This window comes from Streptomyces sp. NRRL S-1813 (genome assembly GCF_000719605.1).
GTDB classification, from domain to species: Bacteria; Actinomycetota; Actinomycetes; order Streptomycetales; family Streptomycetaceae; genus Streptomyces; species Streptomyces decoyicus.
On sequence record NZ_JOHB01000018.1, the window covers coordinates 1 to 15733 of the forward strand.

10 protein-coding genes are annotated in these 15733 nt (G+C 70.9%); 6 read left to right on the plus strand and 4 right to left on the minus strand.

Translation table 11 applies throughout. The features are described from left to right. Window positions 1-44 precede the first annotated feature (44 nt). Window positions 45-929 (plus strand): IS982 family transposase, encoded by an 885-nt coding sequence (locus tag IF67_RS0123590; RefSeq protein WP_030988783.1) that lies wholly within the window; start codon window positions 45-47, stop codon window positions 927-929. A 55-nt stretch (window positions 930-984) separates the two neighbouring features. Here the strand turns inward: IF67_RS0123590 and IF67_RS0123595 are convergent, their stop codons facing one another. The 3 genes from IF67_RS0123595 to IF67_RS0123605 form a co-directional block, all read right to left on the minus strand. Then, window positions 985-1869 (minus strand): hypothetical protein, encoded by an 885-nt coding sequence (locus IF67_RS0123595; RefSeq protein ID WP_030988785.1) that lies wholly within the window; start codon window positions 1867-1869, stop codon window positions 985-987. A 229-nt stretch (window positions 1870-2098) separates the two neighbouring features. Then, window positions 2099-3226, minus strand: a complete 1128-nt coding sequence (locus IF67_RS0123600; RefSeq protein ID WP_234341271.1) for a metallophosphoesterase — start codon at window positions 3224-3226, stop codon at window positions 2099-2101. 263 nt (window positions 3227-3489) lie between these two features. Continuing rightward, window positions 3490-4590, minus strand: coding sequence for a LacI family DNA-binding transcriptional regulator (locus tag IF67_RS0123605; protein WP_030988789.1), 1101 nt, complete (start codon window positions 4588-4590; stop codon window positions 3490-3492). Window positions 4591-5005: 415 nt separating this feature from the next. On the opposite strand from IF67_RS0123605, the gene hisC reads away from it, so the two are divergent. The 5 genes from hisC to IF67_RS0123630 all read left to right on the plus strand — a co-directional run bounded on the left by hisC (window position 5006) and on the right by IF67_RS0123630 (window position 14625). Beyond that, entirely contained in the window at window positions 5006-6085 is a 1080-nt protein-coding gene (hisC, locus tag IF67_RS0123610; RefSeq protein WP_030988791.1) for a histidinol-phosphate transaminase, read from the plus strand. Between the two features lie 360 nt (window positions 6086-6445). After that, window positions 6446-7954, plus strand: coding sequence for a cytochrome ubiquinol oxidase subunit I (locus IF67_RS0123615; protein WP_030988793.1), 1509 nt, complete (start codon window positions 6446-6448; stop codon window positions 7952-7954). Between the two features lie 9 nt (window positions 7955-7963). Further along, window positions 7964-8965, plus strand: a complete 1002-nt coding sequence (gene cydB, locus IF67_RS0123620) for a cytochrome d ubiquinol oxidase subunit II (RefSeq protein ID WP_030988795.1) — start codon at window positions 7964-7966, stop codon at window positions 8963-8965. Between the two features lie 42 nt (window positions 8966-9007). Next, entirely contained in the window at window positions 9008-12733 is a 3726-nt protein-coding gene (gene cydD / locus IF67_RS0123625; protein ID WP_030988796.1) for a thiol reductant ABC exporter subunit CydD, read from the plus strand. A 191-nt stretch (window positions 12734-12924) separates the two neighbouring features. Beyond that, window positions 12925-14625, plus strand: a complete 1701-nt coding sequence (locus IF67_RS0123630) for a GAF domain-containing protein (RefSeq protein ID WP_030988799.1) — start codon at window positions 12925-12927, stop codon at window positions 14623-14625. 72 nt (window positions 14626-14697) lie between these two features. Here the strand turns inward: IF67_RS0123630 and IF67_RS0123635 are convergent, their stop codons facing one another. Continuing rightward, window positions 14698-15681 carry a Cof-type HAD-IIB family hydrolase gene (locus tag IF67_RS0123635; protein WP_037839750.1) on the minus strand — a complete coding sequence of 328 codons (984 nt, stop codon included), beginning with the start codon at window positions 15679-15681 and terminating at the stop codon, window positions 14698-14700. Between the last annotated feature and the right edge of the window lie 52 nt (window positions 15682-15733).

Consider the following 15733-nt stretch of genomic DNA (forward strand, 5'->3'; position numbering starts at 1 on the left):
TGTGCTGGCCGCGACCATGGCGAAGGGCGCCCGTTGGCTTGTGTGTGACGACAAACCTGGACGCCCTTCTGGCGGCACTGTACGTGTTCATCGACGACCACGTGGCGCCACGTCGCCGGATCGGGCGACCCCCGAAACTGACAGACGCCGAACTGCTGTGCCTCGCGGTCGCCCAGGTCCTGCTGGGCTTTCCCTCGGCCCGGCACTGGATCCGCTTCGCCCACGCCCGGCTGGGGCACCTCTTTCGCTACCTGCCTCAGCAGTCCGCCTACAACAAGCGGCTCAACGCCGCCGGACCGCTGATCAGCGACGTGATCGAGGCCCTGGCCCGGCAGGTCCCGACCTGGACCGACGACCTGCGGCTGATCGACTCCACACCGCTGCCCTGCGCGGCCTCCCGCGAGACCGTCAAACGCTCCGAACTGGCCGGGCACGCCGGCTACGGCTACTGCCGCAGCCACTCCCGCTTCTTCTGGGGATTCCGGCTCTACCTGCTGACCACCGCCGAAGGCATGCCGGTGTCGTGGTGCCTGGCGAACCCCAAGCTCGGCGAACGGGAGGTGATGACCGCACTGCTGGCACGCGACCACCGCCTTGTCCGCTCCGGTCAGGTGATCCTCGCGGACAAGGGCTTCGCCGGGCGGGAGTTCGAGGCGTTCCTGACCGAGCGACTGGGCGTCCATCTGGTGCGGCCGGACCGGAAGGGCGAGCCCGTCCGGCACGGCCGTCTCGCCCGTGTCCGTCAGTGGATCGAGGCCGTGTTCGACACGCTCAAAGGCCAGCTCAGCCTGGAACATCACGGCGGCAGAACCCTGCCCGGAGTGTTCGCCCGCACCGGCCAACGACTCCTCGCCCTCGCAGCAGGTGTCTGGCACAACTGGACCACCGGCGCCAAGATCAAACGATCCCTGATCGCCTTCGACCACTGAGAACATCGGACTCATTCATCTAGGGCCTATCCGGCCCTGATCCGCTGGACAGGCCCTAGTCCGACCGGTGGTCAGGCCCCCCGTAATCCGGGCTGGTGAAGTCCGGGCTGGAGTAGCGCGGGCGGGACCCCGACGAGCCGCTGTCGGGGCTGGTGAACTCGGGGCGGGTGTAGCCGAGAGTGGGAATGCGGCTCTCGGGCGACGGGGTGCGGCGCGGGACATAGCGGGCCGGGTCGTCGTCCGGGGCGGCTGTGGGGTCGGTGAGGGCCTCACGGAGAAACGGCAGCAGGCCGCGCTCCAGGAGGGCGCGGCGCCATGCCTCACGGGCGCGGTCCAGCGCCTCCCTCAGTTCATCGGCTCTGGCGGCCTGTGCGGACGAGCCGTTGCGCAGGGCCGTGACGAGGAGGCCGGCCATCGCGACGAGGGTGCCTGCGGCGGTCAGCGCAGCAAAGATCCAGCCGACGCTGATCAGCGGCTCCGCCAGGGACTTGTCGGAACTGATGGCGCGCAGCACATAACCGATGAGGAGGAAGAGGACCGCGGCGATGCCGGCCAGGACGGGGGCGAGGACGGCGACCATGGCGGTGAGTCCGGCGCCGGTGGTTTCGGCCTCGCTCAGGACGCTCTCGGTGGCCGGTCCTGGGCTACCGTCCGCCGCCCCGTTCTGCTCCGCCTTGTCCGCTTCGGGGCGGGAGGGTGCGGGCGCCGGAGCGCGTACCTCGGCGCGGAGCTGTACATAGCGTTGGTATTCGGCCGTGGCGCATGCGGCGATGGCGGTGGTCGCGCTGAGCGCCATCGTGCGCAACTGCTCGGTATTGAGGTGATTTTCCGCGGTGGTGGTGAAGTCGTCCGGGTGGTATGCGGCGGTACGCAGCGCCTCATCAAGGAGCCGCGCAAATTCCGCGCGGTCCTCGTTCAGCAGGTGCGGAGCGCTGTTCATGTGGATCCCCCGATGCTCCGTAGGGCCGTACGGCCGGCGTTGGCCGGGCAGTGGGCGGAAACGGAGGAGAGCCTGCTACGGATAGTCCGATGGTAGAGCGACTCCGGCGCGGGGTGACAGAGAGTTTACGGAATTTGAGTAATGCCACGACCGGATTGCGCCCGTGCCTCCCCCGACGGCGTGCCGACCGCCCACTGCGCAGCCTGCCGCACGCCGGTCACCATAACGCTCAGCTCGCCAGCGGAAGTTGAACAACCAAAAGCTTTCCGGCCATCGTGATGCCGCCGTCCATGGCGATGGCCAGGCCGTCCGCGTAGACATGCGGACCGTCGACCGCGACGCCTTCGCTCTCGCTGTCCTCCGTCCCGACCTCGCCCAGCAGATAGGGAATCGGGCTGTGGCCGTGTACGACACGGTCGCCGCCGTAGGCGTCGAGGAGTTCGCGGACGGCGTCCGAGCCGGCCTCGTCGCGGAAGGCGAAGCGCTTGGTGAACTTGCGGAACAGATCCCAGACTTCGTCCGCCTCGCTGCGGGTGAGGACGTCGTGGACGGTGTCGTTGACGGCCTCGATGGAGTCGCCGTATTCGAGGTAGGCGGTGGTGTCGGAGTGCACGAGCAGATGCCCGTCCTCCTCCATCACGGCGTCCAGCCGGGCCATCCACTGGAGGTGGTGGTCCTCCAGGCGGTCCATATCGGTCTTCTGGCCGCCGTTGAGGAGCCAGGCGGCCTGGAAGGAGGCGGTGCCGGCGCCGGACTGTACGGGGGTGTCACCGAACCGCTTGGCGCCCAGCAGCAGGAGTTCGTGGTTGCCCATCAGGGCCTTGCAGTAGCCGCCGGCCGCCGCGGCCTCCGCCGAGAGCTGCATGACGAGGTCGATGACCCCGATGCCGTCGGGGCCGCGGTCGGTGAAGTCGCCGAGGAACCAGAGCCGCGCGTTGCCGGCCGCCCAGTTGCCGTCGGCGTCGATCAGGCCCTCGACGGCCAGCGCCTCGCGCAGCTCGTCGTAGTAGCCGTGCACATCGCCGACGACATACAGCGGGCCCATGCCCTCGGGCGCGTCGGGCTCCTGGGCCGGCTCGGGCACCGGGACGACGGCGGGGCTGTCGATGAGAGTGTCCGTGCGGCCGGGCTCGATGACCGGAAGGTCGCGCGCGGTCGGGGTGTACTCCTCGGGCAGCTCGGCCGGCGGGGCCGCGGGCGGCACCACGGGGGGCGCCGCCGGAGGTGCGGCAGGAGGCGCGGGCGGGGCGCCGGCGGGCAGATGGAGCGGCGGGCCGACCGGCGGCACGGGGGACCCGGCGGACGCGCCGGAGGGCACTCCGGGCGGCGGAACAGACGCCGGAGCGTTTCCCGCCATGGTCCACACCATGGGTCCCTGACTGGCCCCCTGAGTCATCGACCCCTCCACCGTCGCGCCGCCGTGCACCTCTCGGACCTTTGCCTGGTCGACGGCGGTCCGCGGTGTCGTGCGCCCATCATAGGAATGCCGATCGCGGGTTGTGACGCACCCGGGGGTGGTCAATCCACCGGAGCCCGGCGTTCACGGCTGATTTATCCCGGGATCACCCTGTTTTTTCCTCGAAGAAGAGATCGCCCGGTCGCTCGTATGAGGGAGCACACTCAGTCGCCGGTGGGTCCTCGTGGCGGGCTGACGGTCGTTCTCGGGGAACGTCGCTGGGACGAGGCCCGGACGATCAGATCCGTCGGTATGACCTGTTCGACGGGCCGGCCGTTGTCGAGCCCCTCGATGGCGTCGATGAGGATCTGTACGACGGCGGTGCCGATGCGGCGCGGCTTGAGGGACAGGGTGGTGACGGGCGGCTCGGTGGCGGCGTAGAGGGTGGACTCGCTACAGCAGACCAGCAGCAGGTCCTCCGGCACTCGCAGGCCGTACCGCCGGGCGGCGGCGAGCAGGTCCGTGCCGTTGGGGTCGAAGAGCCCGTAGACGGCGTCCGGGCGGTCCGGGCGGGCCAGCAGCCGGTCGGCGGCGACGGCTCCCGCGCACGGGTCGTGTGCCGGGTAGGCCTCGTACACCGGGTCCTGGCCGACCCGCTCGCACCAGCGCAGATAGGCGGTGGTCGACAGCCGGGTGTAGGTGTCGGTGGTGTTGCCCGTGAGCAGTCCGATGCGGCGGGCGCCGGCGTCGGCGAGATGGTCGAGCAGGCCGAGGACGGCCGCCTCGTGATCGTTGTCGACCCAGCCGGTGACGGGCAGTGCGCCGCCGGGGCGGCCGTCCGAGACGACGGGGATGCCGTGCCGGACGAGTTCGGTGACGACGGGGTCGCCGTCGGCGGGGTCGATGACGACGGTGCCGTCCAGGGCGACGTTGGACCACACGTCGTGGCGCGAGGTCGCGGGGAGGATGACCAGCGCATAGCCGCGGGCCAGGGCCGCTGAGGTGGCGGCTCTGGCCATCTCGGCGAAGTACGCGAATTCGGTGAAGGTGAAAGGTTCGTCCCCGTACGTGGTCACGGTCAGGCCCAGAAGTCCTGACTTGCCGGTACGGAGGGTGCGGGCGGCTGCGGACGGGCGGTAGCCCAGCCGGTCGGCCACCTCGCGGACATGGCTACGGGTGGCATCCGGAAGCCGGCCCTTGCCGTTGAGCGCGTCGGAGACAGTCGTGATCGACACACCGGCTGCGGCGGCCACGTCCCGGATGCCCGCCCGCCCCAGCCGGCGACCGGTCGACCGGCTCACCTGGTGCTTCCCTGCTGCTGTCATGGCGAGCCGATAGTAGGGCTCATTAGGGCCATTCGCGGGGCTTGGTCGACGGTGGTGAAGAGGTACGTTTCTGCATGGCGATCACGGAGCAATTCCCGGAAAAACCAAGGAAGTTGGCGTGATAAGTGATCATTCCGGGGGAGGTATGGCGCCTTCGCCTGTCGATCGGCTCGGGTCTCGTATCGGTCTCAAGTCACCTTGACGGGGGATGCGCGCCACGGCGTAGGCCACCGGCGCGCGCCGGACTGGACGGCGCCCCCTCGGGGCTCTGCGCGGGGCTTCCCGGGCGGCGGTCAGGGGTGCGTGCGGGAGCCCCGTGCCGGACTCGGGGCGGGCCGGGGCTGCCGCCGAACGGGTCAATCCTCATAAGGTGTGCAGTATTGGAGAAGGGCAGGACGGTCGAGGAGGACCTGCGGTGAGCGAGAAGACCCCGAAGCTGCGTGCTGCGCTGGACGGCATTCCGACCTACAAGCCGGGACGGCCGGCGGCGACCGGCGGCCCCGTCACGTACAAGCTGTCCTCCAACGAGAACCCCTATCCGCCGCTGCCGGGCGTCCTGGAGAGCGCGGTGACCGCCGCCGGCGCCTTCAACCGCTACCCGGACATGGCGTGCACGGGCCTGATGGCGGAGCTGTCCGAGCGGTTCTCGGTGCCCCTGGAGCATCTGGCGACCGGTACTGGATCGGTGGGGGTGGCCCAGCAGCTGGTCCAGTCGACGGCCGGGCCCGGCGATGAAGTGATCTACGCCTGGCGATCGTTCGAGGCGTACCCGATCGTCACCCAGGTCTCCGGCGCCACGTCCGTGCAGGTCCCGCTGACCTCCGATGAGGTCCACGACCTGGACGCGATGCTCGCCGCGATCACCGACCGGACCCGGTTGATCTTCGTCTGCAACCCCAACAACCCCACCGGCACCGTCGTGCGCCGTGCGGAGCTGGAGTCCTTCCTGGACCGGGTGCCGAGCGATGTGCTGGTGGTGCTGGACGAGGCGTACTGCGAGTTCGTGCGCGATCCCGCGGTGCCGGACGGCATCGATCTCTACCGCGACCGTCCCAATGTGTGTGTGCTGCGCACCTTCTCCAAGGCGTACGGCCTGGCGGGGCTGCGGGTCGGCTTTGCGGTGGCGCATGAGCCGGTGGCCGCCGCGCTGCGCAAGACGGCGGTGCCGTTCGGCGTGAGCCAGCTGGCGCAGGAGGCGGCGGTGGCGTCGCTGCGCAGCGAGAAGGCGCTGCTGGAGCGCGTCGATGCGCTGGTGACCGAGCGGGCGCGGGTGGTGGACGGGCTGCTCGGGCAGGGCTGGACCGTTCCCGAGTCGCAGGCGAACTTCGTCTGGCTGCGGCTGGGGGACCGGACGGCCGACTTCGCGGCGGCCTGTGAGCGGGCCGGTGTGGTCGTGCGGCCGTTCGCCGGCGAGGGGGTGCGGGTGACGATCGGGGAGAGCCCGGCGATGGACCTGTTCCTCCAGGCCGCGGAGGAGTTCCGCAAGGCGCTGTAAGCCCGTCGTCGGACGTGGCAACGGCGTCGTGGCACCGGCCGTCGTACGACATGGCAAGAGGTCGTAGGTCCCGTGACCTGCGGCCTCTTGTGCGAGGCGCGGGTTTGCGCCGCTGAGGACGATGGCCCGGGTGCGCGGGACACCGCCGATGCGGCCCGGGATGTGGCAGGTGAAGGGCGTTCCGGTGCCCTGGATTCCGGCGTGACCGCAGTCACGTACCCCCCGGCATAAATGGCTGGGAGCCGTAGGAGATAATTGCTTGTGAATGTGAACGCGTTCACAAGCGCGTCCTGTATGGGCCCCTTTATGTGGCGCAAATGGGGCGTTGCCGTAGTGCAACGGCGACGTAAGGAGCACGGCATGGAACTGGCGTTGGCGCCAGAGACTCTGGCGCGATGGCAATTCGGCATCACCACCGTCTACCACTTCCTGTTCGTCCCCCTGACGATCTCCCTCGCCGCTCTGGTGGCCGGACTCGAGACCGCATGGGTACGCACGGGGAAGCAGAAGTACCTCAAGGCCACCAAGTTCTGGGGCAAGCTGTTTCTGATCAATATCGCGATGGGTGTCGTCACCGGCATCGTCCAGGAGTTCCAGTTCGGTATGAACTGGTCCGCCTACTCGCGGTTCGTCGGTGACGTCTTCGGTGCCCCGCTGGCCTTCGAGGCGCTCATCGCGTTCTTCTTCGAGTCCACCTTCATCGGCCTGTGGATCTTCGGCTGGGACAAGCTGCCGAAGAAGATCCACTGCTTCTGCATGTGGATGGTCTCGATCGGCACGATCCTGTCGGCGTACTTCATCCTCGCGGCGAACTCCTGGATGCAGCACCCGGTCGGCTACAAGTACAACGCCGCGAACGGCCGTGCCGAGCTGACCGACTTCTGGAAGGTGCTGACCCAGGACACCACCCTGGTGGTCGTCTTCCACACGCTGACCGCGGCCTTCCTGACCGGTGCCGCGTTCATGGTCGGTATCGCCGCCTTCCATCTGATGCGCAAGAAGCACATCAAGGTCATGCGGACGTCGCTGCGGCTCGGGCTGATCACGCTGGTCATCTCGGGCATCCTCACCGCGGTCAGCGGTGACTCGCTCGGCAAGGTCATGTTCAAGCAGCAGCCGATGAAGATGGCCGCCGCCGAGGCGCTGTGGGACAAGGAAGAGCCGGCGCCGTTCTCGGTCTTCGCCTACGGCGATGTCGACAAGGGCCACAACACGGTCGCCATCGAGATACCCGGCCTGCTCTCCTTCCTCGCGCACAACGACTTCACCTCGCCGGTCCCCGGCATTAACGACGTCAACAAGTCCGAGCAGCAGCAGTACGGTCCCGGCGACTACCGGCCCAACATCCCGGTCGCCTACTGGGGCTTCCGCTGGATGATCGGCTTCGGTATGTCGTCCTTCGCCATCGGGCTCGCCGGGCTCTGGCTCACCCGTAAGAAGTTCTGGCTGGCGCCGGGGCTGCGTACGGGGGACGAGGAGCCACCGCTCCTCGCGCTCACCAAGAACAAGGTGCTCGGTGCCCGTCTGAGCAAGTGGTACTGGTCGCTCGCCTTTGTCACTCTCGGCTTCCCGCTCATCGCGAACTCGTGGGGCTGGATCTTCACCGAGATGGGCCGCCAGCCCTGGGCCGTCTACGGCGTGCTGCGCACCTCGGCCGCGGTGTCCCCGGGCGTCTCGCAGGGCGAGGTGCTCACCTCGATGATCGTCTTCACCGCGCTCTACGCGATCCTCGCTGTGGTCGAGGTCAAGCTGCTGGTGAAGTACATCAAGGCCGGCCCGCAGGAGCTCACCGACTCCGACCTCAACCCGCCCACCAAGATCGGCGGCGACAGCACGGACGCCGACCGGCCGATGGCCTTCTCGTACTAGGAGGCGACTGTGCAACTCCACGACGTCTGGTTCGTCCTTATCGCCGTCCTCTGGACCGGGTACTTCTTCCTCGAAGGGTTCGACTTCGGGATCGGCATCCACACCAAGCTCCTCGCCCGCGACCGGCGGGAGAAGCGCGTACTGATCAACACCATCGGCCCGGTCTGGGACGGCAACGAGGTCTGGCTGATCAGCGCGGCCGGTGCGACCTTCGCCGCCTTCCCCGACTGGTACGCCACCCTCTTCTCCGGTTTCTATCTGCCGCTGCTGCTGATCCTCGTGTGCCTGATCGTGCGCGGGGTCGCCTTCGAGTACCGCCACAAGCGGACCGAGGAGCGCTGGCAGCGGAACTGGGAGAACGCGATCTTCTGGACCTCGCTGCTGCCCGCGGCGCTGTGGGGCGTGCTGTTCGGCAACATCGTGCACGGGGTCAAGATCGACGCCCACAAGGAATACGTGGGGAGCGTTCTCGACCTGCTGAACCCCTACGCGATCCTGGGCGGGCTGCTCACGCTGACGCTGTTCACCTTCCACGGCGCGGTGTTCGCCTCGCTGAAGACGACGGGCGACATCCGGCAGCGTGCGCGCAGGATGGCGACCGTCCTCGGATTGCTCACTGCGGTACCGACGGTCGGATTCCTCGGCTGGACCCAGGCCGACAAGGGCGACGGCACCAGCCTGATCGCCATGATCGTCGCGGTGGTCGCGCTGGCCGCGGCGCTCGGGGCCAACAAGATCGGGCGCGAAGGCTGGGCGTTCGCGTTCTCCGGCATCACCGTCGTGGCCGCCGTCGCGATGCTGTTCCTGACGCTCTTCCCGAACGTCATGCCGTCCACGCTGAACGAGAGCTGGAACCTCACGGTCGGCAATGCCTCGTCCAGCCCCTACACCCTGAAGATCATCACGTGGTGTGCCGGTTTCGCCACACCGCTGGTGATGCTCTACCAAGGGTGGACGTACTGGGTGTTCCGCAAGCGGATCGGTACCCAGCACATCGCCGATGCCCACTAGCTGAGCCACCGCCCCCCCCCGGGGGCGGCCTCAGCAGGACGGATGTTTCACGTGAAACCGGTCGACCCGCGTCTGCTCCGCTACGCCCACGCCACCCGCGGCTTCCTCGTCGCGGTGGTGGTACTCGGGCTTGCCGGAGCGGGCCTGGTCATCGGCCAGGCGATGCTGATTGCCGAGATCGTGGTCGGGGCGTTCCAGCACGATCTCGATCTCGGCGCGCTGACCACACCGCTGGCGCTGCTCGCCGCGATCTCCGTCGGCCGGGGGCTGATCGCCTGGCTCACCGAGCTGGCCGCGCACCGGGCCGGCGCGGCGGTCAAGTCCGAGCTGCGGATGCGGCTGATCGAGCGGGCGGCGCAGCTGGGGCCCGGCGCGGTGATCGGCCGCACGGACGGCGGGGCGCAGGCCCCGGGTTCGTACGGTCCGGAGACAGCCGGCGCGGGCACACCCGACGGTGCGGGCACCCTGGAGATGCGCACCGGCGAACTCACCGCCCTCGCCACCCGCGGCATCGACGCGCTCGATGACTACTTCGCGCGCTATCTGCCGCAGCTGGGGCTGGCCGTCGTCGTCCCCCTCGCGGTGCTCACCAGGATCGTCACCGGGGACTGGATCTCCGCGCTCACCATCGCCCTCACCCTTCCGCTGATCCCCCTGTTCATGATCCTGATCGGCTGGGCCACCCAGGCGCGGATGGACCGCCAGTGGCGGCTGCTCGCCCGGCTGTCCGGCCACTTCCTCGACGTCGTCGAGGGCCTGCCGACCCTCAAGGTCTTCGGCCGGGCCAAGGCCCAGGCCGCCTCCATCCGGGCCATCACCGGCGCCTACCGCCGGGCGACACTGCGCACCCTGCGGATCGCCTTTCTCTCCTCCTTCGCGCTCGAACTCCTCGCCACCATCTCCGTCGCGCTGGTCGCGGTCGGCATCGGTATGCGGCTGGTGCACGGTGAGCTCGACCTCTACACCGGCCTGATGGTGCTGGTACTGGCGCCCGAGGCATATCTGCCGCTGCGGCAGGTCGGTGCGCAGTACCACGCCGCGGCCGAGGGACTCTCGGCCGCGGAGGAGATCTTCGCGGTACTGGAGACACCGCTGCCTGCGCCCGGTACCGCACCCGCGCCCGAAGGCACCGCGCTGGCCGTGGAGGATCTGGTGGTCCGCCACCCCGGGCGCACCGCCGACTCACTTCCGGCGACCTCGTTCGAGGTCCGGCCCGGCGAGACCGTCGCGCTGGTCGGCCCCTCCGGTGCCGGCAAGTCCACGCTGCTGAGCGTGCTGCTCGGCTTCACCGAACCGCACGGCGGCCGGGCCCTCGTCGACGGCCGGGACATCGCCTCGCTCTCCCCCGAGAGCTGGCGGCAGCGGATCGCCTGGGTTCCGCAGCACCCGCATCTGTTCGCCGGCACCATCGCCGAGAACGTACGGCTGGCGCGGCCGGACGCGGACGACGCCGCGGTGCGCACCGCCCTGGGCGACGCGGGCGCGCTGGACTTCATCGACGCGCTCCCGGACGGCATGGCGACCCGGCTCGGCGAGTCCGGTGCCGGGCTCTCGGCGGGCCAGCGCCAGCGCCTCGCGCTCGCCCGCGCCTTCCTCGCCGACCGTCCGATCCTGCTCCTGGACGAGCCCACCGCGAACCTGGACGGCGCCACCGAGGAGGCCGTTGTGGCCGCGGTCCGCCGGCTCGCGATCGGCCGTACGGTCCTGCTCGTCGTCCACCGGCCGGCGCTGCTGGCGGTGGCGGACCGGGTGGTGCGGCTGCCGGAGCCGGCGGGGGCGGCGGCCGGTGCGGAGCCGATGGATGTGGTGCGTGCGGGACCGCGTGAGGGCGCGGCCGCGGCGGCTCCGCCTGCGAAGACGGCCGTGGAACCGGCCGCTGCGGACCGGGGCTCCACCGAGGCCGCGGCCGAGGCCGAGGACTGGGACGCGGGCCCCGAGTCCGGCACCGAGCCCGACCTCGCCCGCGGTGCGGCGCTCACCCGGCTGCGCCGGACGGCCCGTGCCCATCGAGCGCAGTTCGCGGTCGCGCTGCTGCTCGGAAGCCTCGCGCTGGGCAGTGCGGTGGGCCTGATGGCGACCTCCGGCTGGCTGATCTCGCGGGCGGCACAGCAGCCGCCGGTGCTCTATCTGATGGTGGCGGTGACCGCGACCAGGGCGTTCGGTATCGGCCGTGCGGTCTTCCGGTACGCCGAGCGGCTGGTCGCCCATGACGCGGTGTTCCGGATGCTCGCCGACGTACGCGTCGCCGTCTTCCGGCGGCTGGAGCGGCTGGCCCCGGCCGGGCTCAAGGAGCGCAGCCGGGGCGATCTGCTGTCGCGGCTGGTGGCCGACGTCGATGCGGGACAGGACTACTTCCTCCGCTGGCTGCTGCCCGCAGGGGCGGCGGTGCTGGTCGGCGCCGGCGCGGTCGGTTTCACCGGCTGGCTGCTGCCCGAGGCCGGCGCGATCCTCGCCGTCGGGCTGCTGCTCGCGGGTGTGGGGGTGCCGGTGCTCTCCGGTGCGCTGGCCCGTCGGGCGGAGCGCCAAGTGGCCCCCGCCCGCGGACGACTGGCCACCCGTGTCGTCGATGTGCTCACCGGTACAGCCGAGTTGACGGTGGCCGGCGCCCTCCGTGCCCGTACGGATGCGGTACGGCGCGCGGACCGGGACCTGACCCGGATCGCCGCCCGCTCGGCCACCGTGGCCGGGACCGGCGCCGGGCTGTCGGCGCTGCTGTGCGGGCTGACGGTCGCCGCGGCGGCGGTGGCCGGTGTCCAGGCCGTACACGCGGGCCGGTTGACGGGCGTCGCGCTGGCCGTCGTCGTGCTCACCCCGCTCGCGGCGTTCGAGGCGGTGGCGGGGCTGCCGCTCGCCGTGCAGTACCGGCGGCGCACCCGGCACGCCGCCGAGCGGGTCTTCGAGGTGCTGGACGCCCCGGTCCCGGTGCAGGAGCCGGCCACGCCGGCCGACGCTCCCGAGGCGCCGTTCCCGCTGGCCGTACGGGATCTGACCGCGCGCCACCCGGGACAGGACCGGCCGGCGCTGGACGGCGTCGGCTTCACCCTGACGGCCGGCCGCCGGCTCGCCGTCGTGGGCCCGTCCGGCTCCGGCAAGACGACGCTGGCGCAGGTGCTGCTGCGCTTCCTGGACCGGGAGGCGGGGACGTACACGCTGGCCGGAACGGACGCCCAGGCGGTGGACGGTGACGCGGTCCGGCGGCTGGTGGGGCTGTGTGCGCAGGACGCGCACCTCTTCGACAGCTCGCTGCGGGAGAACCTCAAGCTCGCCCGCCGGGGCCGGCGGGACGCCGCGGGCGACGGTGACCAGGACCTGTGGGACGCGCTCATCCGGGCACGGCTCGCGGACTGGGTGCGCGGGCTGCCCGACGGCCTGGACACCATGGTCGGGGAGCACGGCGCCCGGCTGTCCGGCGGCCAGCGGCAGCGACTGGCCCTGGCGCGTGCGCTGCTCGCGGAGTTCCCGGTACTCGTCCTGGACGAGCCCGCCGAGCACCTCGATCTGGCCACCGCCGATGCGCTCACCGCCGATCTGCTGGCCGCGACCGAGGGCCGTACGACGGTCCTGATCACCCACCGGCTCACCGGTCTCGATGCGGTCGACGAGGTGCTGGTCCTGGACCAGGGGCGGGCCGTGCAGCGCGGGAGTTACACGGAGCTGGCCGCGGCCGAGGGGCCGTTCCGGCGGATGCTGGAGCGCGAGCGGGCGGTGGACGCGGCGTACGGCGAGGTGCAGGTGGTGGCACAGGGCGACGCGCAGCCGGTGGCATGACGCGGCGCGCGGCCGATGGCGTCAAGCGGCGCGCGGCCGGTCCCCGGCCCCGCACTGGCCTCCCCCGCATAACTGGACTTTCCCCGGAAATCAGCCGTTATTAGGCTCAAGGCATGGCAGCCACGGCAGAACCCCCACCCCCGGACCCCAGGGGCCCCGGGAGCGAGGGCGCGAGCGCGGCTCCCGACCCCATGGACGCCGCCACCGAGGCGACCCGCAGCCTCCAGGGCCTGTCGTCCGAGCTGACCGCGCGGGTGCCGCAGCTGCTGGAAGCGATGCGTACGGTCGGCGCGGGTCTTGATCTGCACATCACCCTGGACCGGATCGTGGAGACCGCCGCCGAGCTCGCCGACGCCCGCTATGCCGCGATCGGGATCATCGACGATGCCCGCGAGGGGCTGTCGGACTTTGTGACGTACGGCGTGAACGGGGCAGCGCACGAGCGGATCGGCGCGCTGCCCGACGGTCACAAGGGCCTGCTCGGCGCGCTCATCCATGATCCCAAGCCACTGCGTCTGGGCGACCTCACGAAGGACCCCCGGTCGGCCGGGTTCCCGGCCGGACACCCGCCGATGCGGACGTTCCTCGGGGTGCCGATCCGCGTCCAGGGCGAGATCTTCGGCAATCTCTATCTGACGGAGAAGCGTGGCGGTGCGGAGTTCAGTGAGGAAGATCTGCACATGGTGCGGGTGCTGGCCACCGAGGCCGGTATCGCGATCGGCAACGCCAGGGGGCATGCGGCCACCCGGCAGCGGGAGCGGTGGATCGACGGCTCCGTGGCGGTGACCACCGAACTCCTCGCCGGCAGCGATGTCGACGACGCACTGGCGGTGGTCGCCGAGCAGGCCCGCAAGCTGGCGGACTCGGCGGCCGGCATCGTGCTGCTGCCCGACGAGGAGGGCGGTCTGGAGATCGTCGCGGTGTCGGCGGACGACCCCGCCGGGATCATGGGGACGCAGATTCCGCCCGACAGCCCGGTGGTCGAACAACTCCTCGCCGGGGAGCCGGTGTTCGTGCACGACTCGGCCACCGATCCACGGATGGTCACCGACATCGCGGCCCGTTTCGGCCCCAGCATGATGCTGCCGCTCAAAAGCGGCGGACGGGTGCTCGGCACCCTGGCGACCCCGCGGGCCCGGGGCGCCCGCCCGTTCACCGGTGCCGAGCGGACGCTGGCCACCCAGTTCGCGGCGCAGGCCGCGCTGGCGCTGGTGCTGGCCGACGCCCAGCGCGACCGAGAGCGGCTCGCCGTCTACGAGGACCGCGACCGGATCGCCCGCGACCTGCACGATCTCGTCATTCAACGACTGTTCGCGACGGGCATGATCCTGGAGAGCGCACAGCGCAGATCCGTCGTGCCCGAGGTGGCACAGGGCGTCGGCAAGGCGGTGGACGAGCTGGACGTCACCATCCAGGAGATCAGGACCGCGATCTTCGCCCTCCAGCAGGGCCCGGCCGAGGCGCCGTCCGGGCTGCGGACCAGGGTCCTGCGCGAGATCGGCACCGCCGCCGTACCGCTCGGCTTCCAGCCGTCGGCCGGCTTCATCGGCCCGGTCGACTCCCGGGTCGGCGAGCTGACCGGCAAAAACCTGATCGCGGCGCTGCGTGAGGCGCTGTCGAACGCCTTCCGGCACGCCCAGGCCTCCCGGATCGAGGTCGTCGTCGACGCCACGATCCGTCTTCCGGACGGTGCCGACGGCGTCCGTCTGACGGTCGCCGACGACGGCATCGGCATCTCGGACGGCGGTCGCCGCAGCGGCCTCAAGAACCTCGCCAAGCGCGCGGAGTCACTGGGCGGCTCCAGCTCCTACGGCCCGGGGCTGGGCGCGGACGGCACGGGGCTGGGCGCGGAGGGCACGGGGACGATGGTCAGGTGGGAGGCACCGCTGTGAGGGGCAGGGCGGGCGCCGACGTGCGGCCGGCGGCTGCCGCAGCCCCGGCCGCTTCGGTGTGAGTTGTGGACTTCAGTGTGAGCGGGTGCCCCGTGGGCCGCCGTCATGCAGGATCCGCTCGATGACGGCCGCGACACCGTCGTCGTTGTTGGATGAGGTACGGCTCGTCGTGGCGGCCAGCACGTCCGGGTGCGCGTTGGCCATGGCGTAGGAGGTGCCGGCCCAGCTCAGCATCTCTATGTCGTTCGGCATGTCCCCGAAGGCGACGACCTCGTCCGGGGAGATGCCGCGCTCCGCACAGCAGCGGGCCAGGGTGCCGGCCTTGCTGACGCCGGGCCCGCTGATCTCCAGGAGGGCGGTGGGGCTGGACCGGGTGAAGGACGCGAGACCGCCCGCCGCCGTACGGGCCAGCTGGAGGAACGCGTCGGGGTCCAGATCGGGGTGGTGTGCCAGCAGCTTGATCACCGGCTGGTCGGGGAAGGCGGGGCCTGCGGGACCGGTGGGGCTGTGGGCGGCATCGGACCGGCCGTCCGGCCCGCGGGTGGCGTCCGGCTCGTTCGCCTCCGGGCACAGCGTCGAGACGAAGTCGTCGGCGAGCAGCTTCTCCGCCGGCGCGACGGCCGCGGCCGGGTCCAGGAGGAGGGGCGGGTACTGCGGCTCGTAGTGGATGCCGCCGGTGCGCTCGACCGCGAACGAGGTGCCGGGCGCGGCGCTGCGCAGCGCGTCCACGACGGCCAGGGCGACGGTCCGCTCCAGGGGGCTGACCTCGACGATCCGGCCGCCGCGGTGCAGATCGACGACGGCCGCGCCGTTCGCGCAGATCGCCAGACCGTGACCGTGCACATGGTCGCTGACCACGCCCATCCAGCGGGCCGGACGCCCGGTGACGAAGAACACCTCGATGCCGACCTGCTCCGCGGCGGCAAGCGCGGCGATCGTCCGGTCGGAGACCGTCTTGTCGTCGTGCAGCAGCGTGCCGTCCAGGTCGGTGGCGATCAGCCGGGGCGCAACGGCCGTTTCGGGCGCCCGTGGTGGCGTGGCGGGGGCATCAGTCACGGGGCCATCTTCCCGTACCGCCGTGCACAGGCGTGCGGTGGGTTGCGCGGCA

What these genes read in the sequence shown, in the direction of transcription:
- IF67_RS0123595 (WP_030988785.1), bottom strand. Translation starts at nt 1,869, where the DNA reads ATGAACAGCGCTCCGCACCTGCTGAACGAGGACCGCGCGGAATTTGCG.
- IF67_RS0123600 (WP_234341271.1), bottom strand. Translation starts at nt 3,226, where the DNA reads ATGGCGGGAAACGCTCCGGCGTCTGTTCCGCCGCCCGGAGTGCCCTCC.
- IF67_RS0123605 (WP_030988789.1), bottom strand. Translation starts at nt 4,590, where the DNA reads ATGACAGCAGCAGGGAAGCACCAGGTGAGCCGGTCGACCGGTCGCCGG.
- IF67_RS0123615 (WP_030988793.1), top strand. Translation starts at nt 6,446, where the DNA reads ATGGAACTGGCGTTGGCGCCAGAGACTCTGGCGCGATGGCAATTCGGC.
- cydD (WP_030988796.1), top strand. Translation starts at nt 9,008, where the DNA reads ATGTTTCACGTGAAACCGGTCGACCCGCGTCTGCTCCGCTACGCCCAC.
- IF67_RS0123630 (WP_030988799.1), top strand. Translation starts at nt 12,925, where the DNA reads ATGGACGCCGCCACCGAGGCGACCCGCAGCCTCCAGGGCCTGTCGTCC.